16 protein-coding genes are annotated in these 14287 nt (G+C 66.4%); 5 read left to right on the top strand and 11 right to left on the bottom strand.

Annotated elements, in window-relative coordinates; translation table 11 throughout:
- Positions 1 to 11: 11 nt before the first annotated feature.
- The 4 genes from QQA13_RS12165 to QQA13_RS12150 all read right to left on the bottom strand — a co-directional run bounded on the left by QQA13_RS12165 (position 12) and on the right by QQA13_RS12150 (position 3511).
- Positions 12 to 2021: a tetratricopeptide repeat protein gene (locus QQA13_RS12165; protein ID WP_234411268.1), complete on the bottom strand. Its 2010-nt coding sequence runs from the start codon at positions 2019 to 2021 to the stop codon at positions 12 to 14.
- An 84-nt stretch (positions 2022 to 2105) separates the two neighbouring features.
- Positions 2106 to 2537 (bottom strand): pilin, encoded by a 432-nt coding sequence (locus QQA13_RS12160; RefSeq protein WP_428992317.1) that lies wholly within the window; start codon positions 2535 to 2537, stop codon positions 2106 to 2108.
- 365 nt (positions 2538 to 2902) lie between these two features.
- Entirely contained in the window at positions 2903 to 3229 is a 327-nt protein-coding gene (locus tag QQA13_RS12155) for a HigA family addiction module antitoxin (protein WP_108470804.1), read from the bottom strand.
- Positions 3230 to 3298: 69 nt separating this feature from the next.
- Entirely contained in the window at positions 3299 to 3511 is a 213-nt protein-coding gene (locus QQA13_RS12150; protein ID WP_325051446.1) for a type II toxin-antitoxin system RelE/ParE family toxin, read from the bottom strand.
- A 221-nt stretch (positions 3512 to 3732) separates the two neighbouring features.
- Here QQA13_RS12150 and QQA13_RS12145 point away from each other — a divergent pair, with 221 nt between their 5' ends.
- Positions 3733 to 5865: an alpha/beta hydrolase family protein gene (locus QQA13_RS12145; protein ID WP_108470802.1), complete on the top strand. Its 2133-nt coding sequence runs from the start codon at positions 3733 to 3735 to the stop codon at positions 5863 to 5865.
- Between the two features lie 230 nt (positions 5866 to 6095).
- Here QQA13_RS12145 and QQA13_RS12140 read toward each other — a convergent pair whose 3' ends face one another.
- From QQA13_RS12140 to cdd, 3 genes are all read right to left on the bottom strand, one after another.
- A complete protein-coding gene (locus QQA13_RS12140; protein WP_234411267.1) occupies positions 6096 to 6950 on the bottom strand; it encodes a 5'-3' exonuclease in 855 nt (284 codons plus the stop codon).
- A 47-nt stretch (positions 6951 to 6997) separates the two neighbouring features.
- Positions 6998 to 7567 (bottom strand): nitroreductase family protein, encoded by a 570-nt coding sequence (locus tag QQA13_RS12135; protein WP_108470801.1) that lies wholly within the window; start codon positions 7565 to 7567, stop codon positions 6998 to 7000.
- 62 nt (positions 7568 to 7629) lie between these two features.
- A complete protein-coding gene (gene cdd, locus QQA13_RS12130; protein WP_108470800.1) occupies positions 7630 to 8046 on the bottom strand; it encodes a cytidine deaminase in 417 nt (138 codons plus the stop codon).
- A 123-nt stretch (positions 8047 to 8169) separates the two neighbouring features.
- Between cdd and QQA13_RS12125 the strand changes: the two genes are divergently transcribed.
- On the top strand, positions 8170 to 9270 hold the full coding sequence (locus QQA13_RS12125) for an NAD(P) transhydrogenase subunit alpha (protein ID WP_108470799.1): 1101 nt from the start codon (positions 8170 to 8172) through the stop codon (positions 9268 to 9270).
- Positions 9271 to 9386: 116 nt separating this feature from the next.
- Here QQA13_RS12125 and QQA13_RS12120 read toward each other — a convergent pair whose 3' ends face one another.
- The 3 genes from QQA13_RS12120 to QQA13_RS12110 are packed head-to-tail and all read right to left on the bottom strand — an operon-like array spanning position 9387 to position 10900.
- Positions 9387 to 9920, bottom strand: a complete 534-nt coding sequence (locus QQA13_RS12120; RefSeq protein ID WP_108470798.1) for a DUF3106 domain-containing protein — start codon at positions 9918 to 9920, stop codon at positions 9387 to 9389.
- 3 nt (positions 9921 to 9923) lie between these two features.
- Positions 9924 to 10319, bottom strand: a complete 396-nt coding sequence (locus QQA13_RS12115) for a DUF3619 family protein (RefSeq protein ID WP_108470797.1) — start codon at positions 10317 to 10319, stop codon at positions 9924 to 9926.
- The gene (locus QQA13_RS12110) at positions 10316 to 10900 is read right to left on the bottom strand and encodes an RNA polymerase sigma factor (RefSeq protein ID WP_108470796.1); all 585 of its coding nucleotides are present in this window, start codon (positions 10898 to 10900) and stop codon (positions 10316 to 10318) included. The genes QQA13_RS12115 and QQA13_RS12110 overlap by 4 nt, the downstream gene beginning before the upstream one ends.
- 150 nt (positions 10901 to 11050) lie before the next feature.
- On the opposite strand from QQA13_RS12110, the gene QQA13_RS12105 reads away from it, so the two are divergent.
- Both QQA13_RS12105 and QQA13_RS12100 read left to right on the top strand, forming a co-directional pair.
- Positions 11051 to 11356 carry an NAD(P) transhydrogenase subunit alpha gene (locus QQA13_RS12105; RefSeq protein ID WP_108470795.1) on the top strand — a complete coding sequence of 102 codons (306 nt, stop codon included), beginning with the start codon at positions 11051 to 11053 and terminating at the stop codon, positions 11354 to 11356.
- Complete coding sequence (locus tag QQA13_RS12100; protein WP_108470794.1) at positions 11356 to 12813, top strand: NAD(P)(+) transhydrogenase (Re/Si-specific) subunit beta; 1458 nt, start codon at positions 11356 to 11358, stop codon at positions 12811 to 12813. Before QQA13_RS12105 ends, QQA13_RS12100 begins: the two co-directional genes overlap by 1 nt.
- Positions 12814 to 12829: 16 nt before the next feature.
- Here QQA13_RS12100 and QQA13_RS12095 read toward each other — a convergent pair whose 3' ends face one another.
- The gene (locus QQA13_RS12095; protein WP_108470793.1) at positions 12830 to 13258 is read right to left on the bottom strand and encodes a hypothetical protein; all 429 of its coding nucleotides are present in this window, start codon (positions 13256 to 13258) and stop codon (positions 12830 to 12832) included.
- A 203-nt stretch (positions 13259 to 13461) separates the two neighbouring features.
- On the opposite strand from QQA13_RS12095, the gene sufT reads away from it, so the two are divergent.
- Positions 13462 to 14019 (top strand): putative Fe-S cluster assembly protein SufT, encoded by a 558-nt coding sequence (gene sufT, locus QQA13_RS12090; protein WP_108470792.1) that lies wholly within the window; start codon positions 13462 to 13464, stop codon positions 14017 to 14019.
- Positions 14020 to 14287 lie beyond the last annotated feature (268 nt).

The raw sequence follows: 14287 nt of genomic DNA, 5'->3' as shown, positions 1-14287 counted from the left end.
AAGGGAGTCCGTCAATCTGGTGTGTCCGGTCGGGATGACTGGCTGGAAGTATTCACGGAGCCAGCCTTCGCGTCGAGGGTGAGTTGGCTGCGCAGGTGATCCATTTCATGTTGCCAGTAGTGCTGGTGCTCAAGCACCCATGCATGCAGCCAGGGCATGCCGAAGCCCGGCTTCATGGCGTTCCCGCTGACGATTTCGTAATGGTCGAGCAGGCGCAGGCCGTGTGCCGGGTAACCGGCGGCACCCAGGGTTGCCGCGGCCTGCAGCGCCATGCCGGGGCGAACCTGCAGATCGAGGGCATGGATGAAATCGGCCAGTGCCGTATCGGGTTGCCCGTGTGCGAGGGCAATTTTGCCGCGCATGTAGGTCAGATCCTGCTGCCGTCCGGCCGCGGACAGTTTTGGATTCTTCAGCCCGGTGTCAATCAGCTCCTGCAGGTCTTGCGTCGTCAGTCCGGGGCATCTACCCGAAAGTGCCACGGGCAGGGTTCGGTCAAACCAATGGGCGAACAGGGCGCCAGTATTCGGCGTGCCTTGCATGGCGGTTCGGGCGGCGGCGAGATCGGCAGCCTGGACGCCGCCGGTCATGCAACGTGCGCCGATCAGGTTGAAGGCGAGCTGCACCTGATCCGGTTGGGTCGCGAGCAGCTTTTCCAGACGCTGGATGGCCGCTTCCGGTCGCCCAGCCTGCATTTCGATCTGTGCGGCATTGGTCTGGGCACGTGCCGAATCAGGGTTGATCCGTGCCCACAGCAGTGCCTGGCTGTGTACGTTGCCCCACAGCTCGGCGCGGGCGTGGGTCATCCATGCCAGGCCCAGTGGCAGCACCAGCATCAAGGTGTATTTGAACAGGCGCAGGCTGCGTGTATCGGCCAGCCACAGGCCAAGCGGCCAGAACATGAGCAGGGCGGGCAGGTAGTTGCGATGTTCGAAATAGAGCTCCAGTGATATCGAGGTGGATTCCAGCAACTGGCCGGCAAAGTAGAACAGTATGGCCAGCGCCAGTGCGGGGTATCGCCTGCGTTGCCACCAGGCCAGCCCGATCAGTCCAAGCACGGACAGCATGGCAGGCAAGGTGGTGGCCGGCTGCCACCACGTGGTCGAGGCGACGTACTGGTCGTTGAACAGTCCGCTCGAAAACGGGCGCGGCAGCCACAGCAACTGCAGGTAATCCAGCAGCACGCGTGGCTCGGTGAGCAGGCGCTGACCGATGCTCCATGGACGGATGCCCACCGGGCCACCGGCAAGTACTCCGTTGAGGCCGATCCAGAACAGGTAACCGAGAATAGCCGCGGCGGGAATGATGCCGAATGCGAACAGCGTGAAACGATGCGCCTGCCGTGATCCACCGGCAGGCACGGGATGCCGTGGCGCAAGCACGATGGCTTCGATCAGCAAGGCAAACAGTGGCAGCAGGGCGCCGTTGGCCTTGGCCAGTACCCCAAGCACGGTGAAGCTTCCCAGTCCCAGCACGCCCCAGGTCAGGCCCGCCGTGGTGTTGCCCCGGATCAGCAGGCTGCGACCATGCAGCCAAAGCAGCAGCCCTGCCAGGGTGCAAGTGGTGGGCAGCATGGCCTCGCGCTGCACGATATACAGCGTCGTGGAGACCAGCAGGGGGTGCAGCACCCAGAGCGCAGAACCCGTCAGGGCGGCGGTCTGGCTCTGCCGTTTGCCATGGTCCAGCAAGCGGCTCAATTGGGCCAGCAAGAGGTAAAGCAGGCCCCCGTTGAGCAGGTGCAGGATCAGGTTGGTGCGCTTGAAGGGGAAAGGATCAGCGGGCCAGTCGTGCGCATCCAGCAGAAAGGTCAACAACGTCAGCGGGCGACCGGTGGGGTCGGCGGTGCCGGAAGTGAGGTAGCGCCAGAATGTCGGCCAAGTGTCGACCGGGCCGGTGGTCCCCAGCGCGGGCAGGTTCGCGAAATCGTCGAACAGGAAGCTGCCATGCAGGCCGGGGGCATACGCCCACAACAGCAGCAGGGCGCAGGCCGTCAGTAGAAAAAACAAGGGATTGCGCAAGCTCACAGCAGCTTTCCCGGCCTGGGGGGCACAAAAGGAAAGGCCGCGCTGGGCGGCCTTTCGAGGTGGATCAACTGGGGTTGATGTTTATCAGTTGCGGCAGGTCGTTGGCAGGTACTTGAGTGCCGGCGCCGTAGTACCCGGATGACAGGCCCAAACCACGACACCGTTGAGCGTCGCTGGCGAGAGGTTGATCTCCGTACCCTGGATAGCCTTGTTGGCCTGGGTCGTGTTGAACTTGGAAGTGATGATGCCAGTATTACCAACGGTAACGGAGGCCACATACTTGCCGGTGATGGAGGTAGCGGACGAAAGACCTGCTGAGGTGTTGTTGGTCGGAAGCCTGCCGGTGTTGGCAAAGAACTCGGTGACGCCAACTTTGGCGCCGTCCATCATCGTGACGCCTTCGCTCGCCTGTGTGCGGATCAGGTAGTCCTGATAGGCCGGGATGGCGATCGCGGCGAGGATCGCGATGATCGCAACCACGATCATCAGTTCGATCAGGGTAAAGCCCTTTTGCATGCTCTTCATGGTGGTTCCTCTGTTTTGGTTAGCTAACCGTGTGATGCCCCCTGAGCCCCAGCCCCGTAATCCCCCTAGGCGGGATCGGACCCCATTCGCATGGTCGGAACGACCAGGAAGCTCGCGGCAAAGTCAAGCAGCTTGTATGCCACGTTTGCCGCAGGCGTATTCCCTCACAACCGTAGGCCCTTGGATTGTGCCCGCGGTCACGAAAGCCCGCAAGCCTTGGTGGAAGGGCCCATGAAGTTCGGGAAATGTGATCCCGGATGCATGGGTTTGTACTGTTCATCCAGGACACTTAGTGACGTTTATTGTCAGTTTGTGCGACGACAATGGCGGGAATGACTACTTTCGCCCGGGGTTACCTAAATATTGCGGTGTCGAAGGTGGCCTGTCTGTTGGCATGCTTGTGCTGCAGCCAGGTGGTGATCCACCAGCATGCAGAAACGGCCTGTTGCGCGCGGGCGGATGCGGGCTGGCGCGTTGCCAAGTTCGCGGCGTGCCACTTCCAGTTCGAACCACTTCTGCAGTTTGATCCATACGTCCGCCGTCGTGCCGAAGTAGCGGCCGAGGCGCAGGGTGGTGGTGTCCGCGATGATGCCGCGCTTCTCAATGGCGATGTCACTGACGCGTGCCGGTGTGACACCGATGGCACGGGCGAGCGTGTTGCAGGAAAGCGCCAGCGGCAGCATGAATTCCTCACGGAGGATTTCGCCGGGGTGGACGGGGACAGCGGGGTGGAGGTCATCGTCGTTGTCGCTTTAATGGTAGTTGGTGATCTCGACGTCGTACGCGTCACCGATCTTCCAGCGGAAGCAGGTGCGGAACTGATCGTTTACGCGAATGTTGTGCTGTCCCGGTCGGTCTCCCTTGAGTGCTTCCAGGCGGTTGCCCGGCGGCAACCGAAGGTCTTCCAGCGTGCCGGCTGGGTCGAGGTCTTCCAGCTTGTGGCGGGTGGGAGCTTCGATGTTCACGAAGTGGTGAACTCGCACGCTATCGAACAGCGACCCCACATCCTGTTGGCGAAGGTTTTGATCATGAGCTCATATCGCATATCGATACACGGTACGTAGCAAGCTGATACGGAGGCCGCCGCTGGGTTGGTAGCATGCTCACTCTTCACCGATCACGGCAAAGCTTGCCCGTGGCGAATTTGGCGCTTACCGTCACTACTTTGACTACCAAGGGACCACCCATGAAACCCCTGATGGCTGCATTGCTGCTCGCACTGGTGACGGCGGCGCCCGCGATGGCGGGCGATGTCGTGGACACCAGCTTCGTCAAGGCCGAGGGCCCGCACGCCTTCAACGTCCGCGACCTGGTGATGATGGATCGGGTCAGCGATCCGCAGCTGTCGCCGGACGGGCGTTACGCGGCGTTCGGCGTGCGCAGCACCGACTACGCGGCGAACAAGGGCGTCAATGCGATCTACGTGCTGGACCTGGCCAAGGCTGGCCAGCCGGTGAGGGTGGTGGACAAGGGTGGCTCGGCGCGCTGGTCGGCGGATGGGCGCAGTCTGTATTTCGTGGCGCCGGCCAAGGGTGTGGCGCAGTTGTGGCGGGTGGATCTGGGTGGCAAGGACGGGTTGAACCTGGGCAAGCACGCCGCGCCGGTGCAGGTCAGTCGTGGCGTGCTGGACCTGGGCGGCTACAAGCTGTCACCGGACGGCAAGCAGGTGCTGCTGTCGTATGAGGTATTCACCGATTGCGGCACGCTGGCGTGCACCCAGCAGCGGCTTGACGCGCGCGCGAAGGACAAGGCCAGCGGCACGCTGTACGACAAGTTGTTCGTGCGGCACTGGGATACCTGGGCCGACGGCCGGCGCAACCAGTTGTTCGTGGCCCGCTTCGACGGCAAGGGGCAGCTTTCCGCTGAACCGAAGCTGCTCAGCCGCGGCATCGACGGCGATGTGCCGAGCAAGCCGTTCGGCGACGAGGGCGAGTTCAGTTTCGCGCCGGATGGCAAGACCGTGTACTTCGACGTGCGCATCGCCGGCCACAGCGAGCCGTGGTCGACCAACTTCGACGTGTACAGCGTGCCGGTGGACGGTTCCGCCGCGCCGAAGAACCTCACCGCCGACAACAAGGCGTGGGACGCCTACCCGGTGGCCTCGCCGGACGGCAAGACGCTGTATTACCTGGCGATGAAGACGCCGGGCTTTGAGGCCGACCGCTTCGCGATCATGGCGCTGGACCTGGCCAGCGGTACCCGTCACGAGGTGGATCCGCAGTGGGATCGTTCGCCGGGCGGCCTCACGATTTCCGCCGACGGCAAGACCCTGTACGCCACCGCCGACGACAACGGCCAGCATCCGCTGTTCGCGATCGACGCGGCCAGCGGCAAGGTCAGCCAGGTGGTCGGTGAAGGCACGGTGGGCGGCTTCTCGCTGGCCAACGGCAAGCTGCTGCTGACCCGCGACGACCTGAAGCGACCGGCCGACGTCTATCTTGCTGCCGCCGACGGCAGCGGCCTGAAGCAGGTCACCCACTTCAACGCGGCAGACCTGAAGAACACAGAGATGGGCGACGCCGAGTTCTTCACCTTCAAGGGCTGGAACAACGAGACCGTGCAGGGTTACGTGGTGAAGCCGGCCGACTACAAGGCGGGGCAGACCTACCCGGTTGCCTTCATCATCCACGGCGGCCCGCAGGGCGCGATGAGCAACGGCTGGAGCTACCGCTGGAACCCGCAGACCTATGCCGGCCAGGGCTTCGCGGTGGTGACGGTGAACTTCCACGGCTCCACCGGCTACGGCCAGGCGTTCACCGACTCGATCTCCGGCGACTGGGGCGGCAAGCCGCTGGAGGACCTGAAGCTGGGCTGGAAGGCCGCGCTGGACAAGTACAGCTTCCTCGACGGCGACCGCGCCTGCGCGCTCGGCGCCAGCTACGGCGGCTACATGACCTACTGGATCGCCGGCGTGTGGAACCAGCCGTGGAAGTGCCTGATCGACCACGATGGCGTGTTCGACACTCGCGCCATGTACTACGACACCGAGGAACTCTGGTTCGAGGAGCGCGAGAACGGCGGTACCCCGTACGAGCACCCGGAGAACTACGAGAAGTTCAACCCGGTCAATCACGTCAAGGACTGGCGCGTGCCGATGATGGTGATCCACTCGGCGAAGGATTTCCGCATCCCCGACACCCAGGGCCTGGGCGCGTTCACCGCGCTGCAGCGCCGCGGCATTCCCAGCCAGCTGCTGCATTTTCCCGACGAGAACCACTGGGTGCTGAAGCCGCACAACAGCGTGCAGTGGCATGACGCGGTGAACGCGTGGCTGAAGCAGTGGACGGCGAAGGGCGCTCCGAAAGCCGCTTCGCACTGAGCCGGTTGAAGTCATGAAAGCGGCGGCCTTCGGGTCGCCGTTTTTGTTCCTCCCCCAGCAAGGCAGGGGGAGGTCGGGAGGGGGGAGTTCCGGGCTGGCGAAGAAGATCAAGAGCACCCCACCCCAGCCCTCCCCTGCAAAGCAGGGGAGGGAGCAAGGCTGCGGGGGCTTGGCGCCTCCCCTTGCAACGCAGGGGGAGGCTGGGTGGGGGTGCTCTTTTGGTCGTGTGGTCAGCGCAGCAGCGCGCGCAGGCGGCTGCGGGTGAAGGCGCCGAGGCGCAGTTGTTCGCACAGGGTTTCGAGCTGGTCGGCGGGTGCTGGACGGCGCTGCAGGGCTTCGGCGGATTCGGCGCCCGGAGCGTCCAGCGCGATACGGGTGAGGCGGCGGTATAGCCGGGCCTGCTCGGCGTGTTCGTGCAGCTTGGCGGCACAGGCCGCGGCGCCGCGCAAGCGCAGGAAGGCGACTTCGTCGATGCGGTCGAGCAGGATGTCGAGGCTGCCGAAGTGGCTGAGCAAGGCGGCGGCGGTCTTGGCGCCGACGCCGGGCACACCCGGGATGTTGTCCACGCTGTCGCCGCACAGGGCCAGGTAGTCGGCGACCTGGTGCGGGTGCACGCCGAGTTTCTCGTGCACCCCGGCCGGCCCCCAGCGCAGGCCGCGGGCATAGTCCCACTGCTCGTCGTGCTCGCCCAGCAGCTGGCCGAAATCCTTGTCGGCCGAGACGATCACGCTGCGCCAGCCCTGCGCGCGCAGGTTCCACACGGTGCTGCCGATCAGGTCGTCGGCCTCGAAACTATGGTCGATCATCAGGTGCACGCCGAGCGCATCGGTAATCGCACGGCATTGCACGAACTGCCGCTCCAGGTCGGGCGGCGGCAGGTCACGGTTGGCCTTGTACGGCGGGTAGATCGCGTTGCGGAACGAGCTGTTCAGCGAGGCGTCGAACGCCACCGCGATGTGCTCGGGCTGCACGCGCTCCAGCAGTTCGCACAGGAAGCGGGTGTAGCCGTGCACCGCATTGACCGGGTGGCCGTCGGCGTCGAAGAACTCGTCCGGCATCGAGTGCCAGGCGCGGAAAACGTACATGCTACCGTCAACAAGATGGACGGCTGGACGTCCGTTCGCCGGCGCGTTCACGGTGTCCACGTGCTCAGCAGGTCGGCCAGCGCCGGGCGCTCGCGGTCGGGCACGTCGATCTGCGGCGTGCCGAGGTGGATGAAACCGACCACGTGTTCGTTGTCTGCCAGGTTGAGGATGCCTGCCACCTCGCGGTCGTAGGCGGCCCAGCCGGTCAGCCATTGCGCGCCGTAGCCCAGCGCGTAGGCGCCGAGCAGGATGTTGTAGGCCACGTTGCCGGTGCACAACTTCTGTTCGATCTCCGGCACCTTGCTGTCGGCATGCAGACGGGCGACCACCGCGATTATCAGCGGCGCGAAGGTGTAGCGCAGGCGTTCCTTCTCGAGCTTGGCGTCGGACATCTCCGGGTGGTTGCGGATCGCGATCGCCGCCAGTCGCTCGCCGAACGTCAGCTTCGCTTCGCCTTCGAGGCGGATCAGCCGGAATGGCACCAGCTTGCCGTGGTCGGGCACGCGGATCGCCGCCTCCAAAAGTTCATGCAGGCTCGCCTCGTCCGGCGCCGGCTCGCCCAGCTGGCGCGAGGGGACGGAATGGCGTTGCTGGAGCAGGGACAGGGCAGCGGACATGGAGCGGTTCTTTCGATGGGGGAATGCCCATGCTAGCGGGCGGGCCGATGACGCGCGAACCGTCACGCCGACAGCGGCAGCTTGAACGAGCCGGGCAACAGGGCGGCCACGCTGGTCTGCTGGGTGTCGCCGTGCAGGTTCGCCAGCAGCACCGGCATGGCGTCGTCGCACAGTTCGGCCATCACCTGGCGGCAGGCGCCGCAGGGGCTGACCGGGTGGTCGGTATCGGCGATCACCGCCAGCGCGGCGAAGTCGCCGGGCCGGCAGCCGGCGGCGATCGCGCTGAACAGGGCGGTGCGTTCGGCGCAGTTGCACAGGCCGTAGGACGCGTTTTCCACGTTGCAGCCGCTGAAGCGGCGGCCGTCGCGGGTCAGCAGCGCGGCGCCGACCAGGAAGTTCGAATATGGCGCATAGGCCTGTTCGCGTGCGCTGCGCGCCAGGGCCAGCAGGTCGTCGAAAGCGTTGGAAGTAGCGGGCATCGGGATCTCCGGCGTGACCCCCGGTCAGCCACTGCCGGCGGGCCAGCTTACTCTTTGGCGGGCAGCCGGATCAAAGCCGGCGAGTGCCGCTAAGATGCGTGAACCACTCAGAGGGGATGGACCATGCCGATCACCGTAGCCGCCTTGCGTGAGACTGCCGCCGGGGAGCGGCGCGTGGCGATCACGCCCGAGATGGCGAAGAAGCTGCGCGGCAAGGGCCTGCGTGTGCTGCTGGAACACGATGCGGGGCGCGCGGCCGGTTTCCCCGATGGCCTGTACGCCGATGCCGAGTTTGCCGATGTTGCCAGTGTGCTGGCGCAGGCCGACGTGCTGGCCTGCGTGCTGCCGCCGGACGACGCGGTGTTCGCCGGGCTGCGCGAAGGCAGCATGGTGGTCGGCCAGTTGCGTCCGTACGGCGCCGCCGTGCGCATCGCCGCACTGACCGCGCGCAAGCTCACCGCGTTCTCGCTGGAACTGCTGCCGCGCACCACCCGCGCGCAGGCGATGGACGTGTTGAGCTCGCAGGCTGCGGTGGCCGGTTACCGCGCCATGCTGATCGCAGCCGAGGCCTCGCCGAAATTCTTCCCGATGCTGACCACCGCCGCGGGTACGATCCGGCCATCGAAGGTACTGGTGATCGGCGCCGGCGTGGCCGGCCTGCAGGCGATCGCCACCGCGCGCCGACTCGGCGCGCAGATCGAGGGTTACGACGTGCGCCCGGAGACACGCGAGCAGGTAGAGTCGCTGGGTGCGAAGTTCCTCGACCTCGGTGTCAGCGCCGCCGGCAGCGGCGGCTATGCGCGCGAGCTGTCGGCAGAGGAACGTGCTGCGCAGCAGCAGGCGCTCGCCGATCACCTGAAGTCGTTCGATGTGGTGGTCAGTACCGCCGCGGTGCCGGGGCGGCCGGCACCGAAGATCCTCAGCGCGGCGATGGTTGAAGGGATGAAGCCGGGCGCGCTGGTCGTCGACCTGGCCGCCGAGAGCGGTGGCAACTGCGAACTGACCCGACCGGGTGAGCGGGTCGAGCACGGTGGCGTGGTGATTCTGGGGCCGCTGAACCTGCCGGCCGGCGCGCCGCTGCACGCGTCGGAGATGTACGCGCGCAACGTGTTCAACTTCCTGGAACTGCTGGTGCACGACGGCGCATTGAAGCCGGATTTCGACGACGAGCTGGTGGCGAAGAGCTGCCTGAGCAATGCCGGCGAGACGTGCTTCACTGGTTGACTTGACTGCGTAGGGCGGGCACTGCCCGCCGGCTTTCTTGACGGCAAGAGCAGCGGGCACTGCCCGCCCTGCAAATCTTGGGGAAAACGCCCCGCGCAAGGCGGGCGTTTTGTCGATCAGGGGTGGCCGGGACCACCCGGCGGCGGATGGCCGTGGCCGCGTCGCTCGTCCCAGTGCAGGCGTTCGGCGGGCGGCAGCGCGTGCCATTCGCGGATCAGTTTCTCGCGTTGATCCGGCGGCAGTTGCTGGAAGCGCTCGAAGGTGGCGTGCAGTTGCTCGCGCTGCTGTGGCGGCAGCTGGTGGAACTTGCGCATGTTCTCGCGCGCCTGCCTGCGCTCGTCCGGCGTCATCTGCTGCCAGCGGGCGATGTGCTGGCGCACTTCCTCGCGCTTTTCCGGCGGCAGCGTGACCCAGTGTTCGGCACGCTGCAGCATGTGCGACTGCTTGCGCGGCGACAGGCTGTCCCAGGTCTTCTGCAGTGGTGCCAGCACGTCGCGCTGCGCCGGGTCGAGGCTGCTCCACGGACGCGGCGGCGGCATGTCGCCACGGGGCGGCGGTGGCGCAGCCTGCGCGTGCAGTGGTGCCACGGTGATGCTGCCGAGCAGGGCGGCCAGCAGCAGCGGCAGGAGCGTGCGGAGGATTCGGGTCATGGCTCAGCGACTCGCCGTGTGGCTACCGGTGGAAGCCAGCCAGCCGTAGAAGTCGAGGTTCTGGTAGAGGTTCGGATCGGTCTTGTCGGCGTCCGGCGGCAGCTCGTTGTCGAGCTCGTCGGTGCTGCTGGTGGCGTGCATCACGGTGGTCGCCTGGCGCTGCGGCAACGGCTGCCACACCATCATCGTGGCCAGCGCGATCGCGGCAAAGGCACCGGCGGGGATCAGCCAGCGCACGGCGCGGTGCGCGGGGGCTTTGGCTGTCTCCAGCGCCTGCCGCCGGGCCGCACGCAGGCGTCCGGCGGTGGCCGGGTCGATGCGCTGGGCGGCTTCGCGCCAGAGTTCGCGGGCGCGCTGTTCGAAATGTTCGTCGGGCCTGCGGTTATCGGGCGAGTTCATCGCCAGTCCTCCAGTTGGTCGCGCAGATGGTGCATCGCGCGCGACAGATGGGTTTTCACGCTGCCTTCGGAGCAGCCCATGGCGCGGGCGGTTTCCGCCACGTCCAGTCCTTCCAGCATGCGCAGCATGAACGCTTCGCGCTGGCGTTGCGGCAGCTGCCTGACCGCGGCGGCCATGTCCGCATACGACTGCACGTCGTGCAGCCGGCCCAGCGGATCCTGGCCGGGGTCCGCCGGTTCCCACGTCGGCAGTTCGTCGCCGTCGTCGTCGCGGCCGCCGCCGAGCCAGCCCACCACGATCGAGCGCACCTTGCGCCGGCGCTGCAGGTCGACCACGCGCCGGCGCAGGATGCCCCAGAACAGCGGCGCCCACTCCGTGGCCGGCTTGTCGCGGTAATGCCTGACCAGCCGCAGCATCGCGTCCTGCACCGCATCCATGGCGTCCTCACGATGGCGCAGCTGCAGTTCCGCCATGCGGAACGCGCGCCGCTCGACCTGCGCCAGGAACGCGTCCAGCGTGGCAGGCGTTTCGCGGGCGTCGCCCAGCAAGTCCGTGTCGAGCGTGCCGGCCACGCCGTTCATGGACTCGTCGGCCGCAGCATCGGGTGAAGCATCCTCGGGCTCCAGCGGTGGGTTCCCGTTGTTCAACGCGGCAGGCTCGCACGGGTTGACCGGCACCCGTATGATGCGAACTTGACGTCCTGGCGGGCGGCTCTCACGGGGGATGGGCTCATGATCGACGGTTTCCTGGCGCTGTATATCTTCATGCTGGCCGCGTTTACCGGCTATGAAATCATCGCGCGGGTGCCGGTGATCCTGCACACGCCGTTGATGTCCGGCTCCAACTTCGTCCACGGCATCGTGCTGGTGGGGGCGATGATCGCACTGGGCCATGCGCAGACGCCATTCGAGATGACGATCGGCTTCATCGGCGTGCTGCTGGGCGCCGGCAACGCCGCCGGCGGCTACGTGGTGACCGAGCGCATGCTGGATATGTTCAAGTCCAGCAAGCCGGACGCCGGCAAGGGAGCCAAGTGATGAGCTGGTTGCCGACGCTGATCAAGGCCTGTTATTTCCTCGCCGCGCTGCTGTTCATCCTTGGCCTGAAACGCATGAGCTCGCCGCGCACCGCGCGCGGCGGCATCGTGTGGGCCGGCTACGGTATGCTGCTGGCGGTGCTGGCCACGTTCTTCCTGCCGGACATGCACAACCGCGGGCTGATCATGGCCGCGGTGCTGGTCGGCGTCAGTGCCGCCTGGTGGAGCGGCAAGCGCGTGGCGATGACCGCGATGCCGCAGATGGTGGCGCTGTACAACGGCATGGGCGGTGGCGCGGCGGCGGCGATCGGCGCGGTCGAGTTGATCGGTTACGCGCGTTCGTCGGGGCTGCTGCACGTGGTGCCGGATACCTCGCCGCTGCGGCCGGAAGCCTGGGCGGTGAACGGCCTGCCGCCGGCGCTGTCGCCGACCGAGCTGGCGCTGGGCGTGCTCGGCGCGCTGATCGGCGCGGTGAGCTTCTCCGGTTCACTGGTTGCCTTCGCCAAGCTGCAGGGCTGGCTGGACAAGCGCTTCGTGTTCCCCGGCCAGCGTGCGGTGAACCTGTTGCTGCTGGCGGCGGCAGTGGTCGCGGGCGTGCTGCTGGCCACCAGCCATGCCAGCCCGGCGCTGATCGCTCTGTTCTTCGCGCTGGCGCTGCTGTTCGGCCTGATGATGACCTTGCCGATCGGCGGCGCCGACATGCCGGTGGTGATCTCGCTGTACAACGCGTTCACCGGCCTGGCGGTGTCGTTCGAGGGTTTCGTGCTGGGCAACGAGGCGATGATCATCGCCGGCATGGTGGTCGGTGCGGCCGGCACGCTGCTGACCCAGCTGATGGCCAAGGCGATGAACCGCTCGATCGGCAACGTGCTGTTCGGCAGCTTCGGCGCCGCCGGCGGCGAGGCGCAGGCGATCGAGGGCGCGCAGAAGCCGATCGACGCTTCCGATGCGGCGGTGATGATGGCCTACGCCGAGCGCGTGGTGATCGTGCCCGGCTACGGCCTGGCGGTGGCGCAGGCGCAGCACAAGGTGTGGGAGTTCGCGCAGCTGCTGATCAAGCGCGGGGTGAAGGTGAAGTTCGCGATCCACCCGGTGGCCGGCCGCATGCCAGGCCACATGAACGTGCTGCTGGCCGAGGCCGGCGTGCCGTACGACCTGATTGCCGACATGGACGACATCAACCCCGAGTTCCCGGCCACCGACGTGGCGCTGGTGATCGGCGCCAACGACGTGGTCAACCCGCTGGCCAAGACCGATCCGGCCTCGCCGATCTACGGCATGCCGATCCTCGACGTCAGCGCGGCGAAGCACGTGATCGTGATCAAGCGCGGCAAGGGCACCGGCTTCGCAGGCATCGAGAACGCGCTGTTCTACGCCGACAACACCCGCATGCTGTATGGCGACGGCCAGGCGGCGGTGGGCGAACTGGTAGCGTCGCTGAAGGAAATCGACGCCTGACCGGCGATGGGCCGTTTCAACGCCGGCGCGGCTGGCGCCAGGCCAGCCACGCGGCCAGCAGCATGCCCAGCGCGGCGTAGCCGAAGTCCGCCGGCGACAGCGCCATGCGTGACAGCTGCCACAGCATGCCGAGGCCGGCGGTGCGCATCGCCTCGATCAGGCCCATGCCCATGTTGCCAGCGATCAGCACGCCGGCGACCAGCATGTTGACGTAGAACGCGGCCAGCAAGGTGGCGCCTGCGGCCAGCAGCGCCGCGCTGGTGCCGGCCGGGCGCACGCAGGCGCGGATGGTCCAGGCCAGCAGCGCGCCGAGCGGCAGCGCCAGCCATGGCAGCGGATGGCGCAGGTACAGTGCCGCCACCATCCACACGGCACCGGCGGCCAGTCCCAGCATGGCGGCGCTGAACAGCACGAACACCGACAGCGATACGGTGCGCACGCTCATCGGCGACGACACGTCAGGAGGGCAGGGAGCATGGGTTTTGCCGTCGGTTAAAGCGGCCATCATAACGTGTCGCCGGCGGGCATCCCTTGAGTTCCGGTGATCCCGGCCTGATCTGGGACAAGCAGCCGCATGCAGCGGACGGCATAATAGGCAATCAGGGTTCGACGCTTGGCCGTGCCCGCAGATACAGGATTGGCGTTGGCATGAGTGGTTTCAGTCTGAGCAGCGAACCCTTCACCCTGGTGCGCGATTGCAGCGCCGTGATGGTGCCACAAGGCGACGTGGTGACCCTGCCGGCCGGCCAGATCGGCTACATCACCCAGGCACTGGGCGGCAGCTTCACCGTCTACGTGGAAGGCAACCTGTTCCGCATCGCCGGCGACGATGCCGACGCGCTGGGCAAGGAGCGGCCGGCGCCGATCGAGGTGCCGGACGACGCCACCAATGCGGACGTGGAGAAACTGGCGTGGGACCAGTTGCGCACCGTGTTCGATCCGGAGATCCCGGTGAACGTGGTCGAGCTGGGCCTGGTCTACGACCTCAGCCTGGAGCAGACCGAATCCGGCGCACGCAAGGTCTACGTGAAGCTCACCCTGACCGCTCCCGGCTGCGGCATGGGTGACATCCTGGTGGACGACGCGCGCACCAAGCTGGAGATGATTCCCACCATCGCCGAAGCCGACGTGGACCTGGTGTTCGACCCGCCGTGGACGCATTCGATGATGTCCGACGCGGCGAAGCTCGAAACCGGCATGCTCTGAACCCGCCTGCCGGCCCTGCGCCGGCGTGATGGACGGCGCTGGCGCACAATTTTACGATTCGCCATGACGCATCGCTTCCTTGCGCAATAACTGACGATACGGGAACGCGGCACGCGGTGCCGCCACCTTGTTTCCTGCCCGGCATCCGCGCTGCAACGGCGCAGATGCTGCGTCCTGTGACTGTCGTCACCCGGCGTAGGAAAAAGTCGGATTGTCGTCATGATGCGCAAGGAATAACGTAACCAGATTCGTCATCGGGGAGGTTGAC

The organism is Rhodanobacter thiooxydans (genome assembly GCF_030291135.1).
In the GTDB taxonomy this organism is placed as follows: Bacteria; Pseudomonadota; Gammaproteobacteria; order Xanthomonadales; family Rhodanobacteraceae; genus Rhodanobacter; species Rhodanobacter thiooxydans_A.
This window is presented reverse-complemented; position numbering and strand designations above follow the sequence as displayed.

What these genes read in the sequence shown, in the direction of transcription:
- QQA13_RS12155 (WP_108470804.1), bottom strand. Translation starts at nt 3,229, where the DNA reads ATGCTGCCGCTGGCGCTTTCCTGCAACACGCTCGCCCGTGCCATCGGT.
- QQA13_RS12110 (WP_108470796.1), bottom strand. Translation starts at nt 10,900, where the DNA reads ATGAACGGCGTGGCCGGCACGCTCGACACGGACTTGCTGGGCGACGCC.
- QQA13_RS12160 (WP_428992317.1), bottom strand. Translation starts at nt 2,537, where the DNA reads ATGCAAAAGGGCTTTACCCTGATCGAACTGATGATCGTGGTTGCGATC.
- QQA13_RS12105 (WP_108470795.1), top strand. Translation starts at nt 11,051, where the DNA reads ATGATCGACGGTTTCCTGGCGCTGTATATCTTCATGCTGGCCGCGTTT.
- QQA13_RS12115 (WP_108470797.1), bottom strand. Translation starts at nt 10,319, where the DNA reads ATGAACTCGCCCGATAACCGCAGGCCCGACGAACATTTCGAACAGCGC.
- cdd (WP_108470800.1), bottom strand. Translation starts at nt 8,046, where the DNA reads ATGCCCGCTACTTCCAACGCTTTCGACGACCTGCTGGCCCTGGCGCGC.
- QQA13_RS12145 (WP_108470802.1), top strand. Translation starts at nt 3,733, where the DNA reads ATGAAACCCCTGATGGCTGCATTGCTGCTCGCACTGGTGACGGCGGCG.
- QQA13_RS12125 (WP_108470799.1), top strand. Translation starts at nt 8,170, where the DNA reads ATGCCGATCACCGTAGCCGCCTTGCGTGAGACTGCCGCCGGGGAGCGG.
- QQA13_RS12120 (WP_108470798.1), bottom strand. Translation starts at nt 9,920, where the DNA reads ATGACCCGAATCCTCCGCACGCTCCTGCCGCTGCTGCTGGCCGCCCTG.
- QQA13_RS12095 (WP_108470793.1), bottom strand. Translation starts at nt 13,258, where the DNA reads ATGAGCGTGCGCACCGTATCGCTGTCGGTGTTCGTGCTGTTCAGCGCC.
- QQA13_RS12140 (WP_234411267.1), bottom strand. Translation starts at nt 6,950, where the DNA reads ATGTACGTTTTCCGCGCCTGGCACTCGATGCCGGACGAGTTCTTCGAC.
- QQA13_RS12135 (WP_108470801.1), bottom strand. Translation starts at nt 7,567, where the DNA reads ATGTCCGCTGCCCTGTCCCTGCTCCAGCAACGCCATTCCGTCCCCTCG.
- QQA13_RS12100 (WP_108470794.1), top strand. Translation starts at nt 11,356, where the DNA reads ATGAGCTGGTTGCCGACGCTGATCAAGGCCTGTTATTTCCTCGCCGCG.
- sufT (WP_108470792.1), top strand. Translation starts at nt 13,462, where the DNA reads ATGAGTGGTTTCAGTCTGAGCAGCGAACCCTTCACCCTGGTGCGCGAT.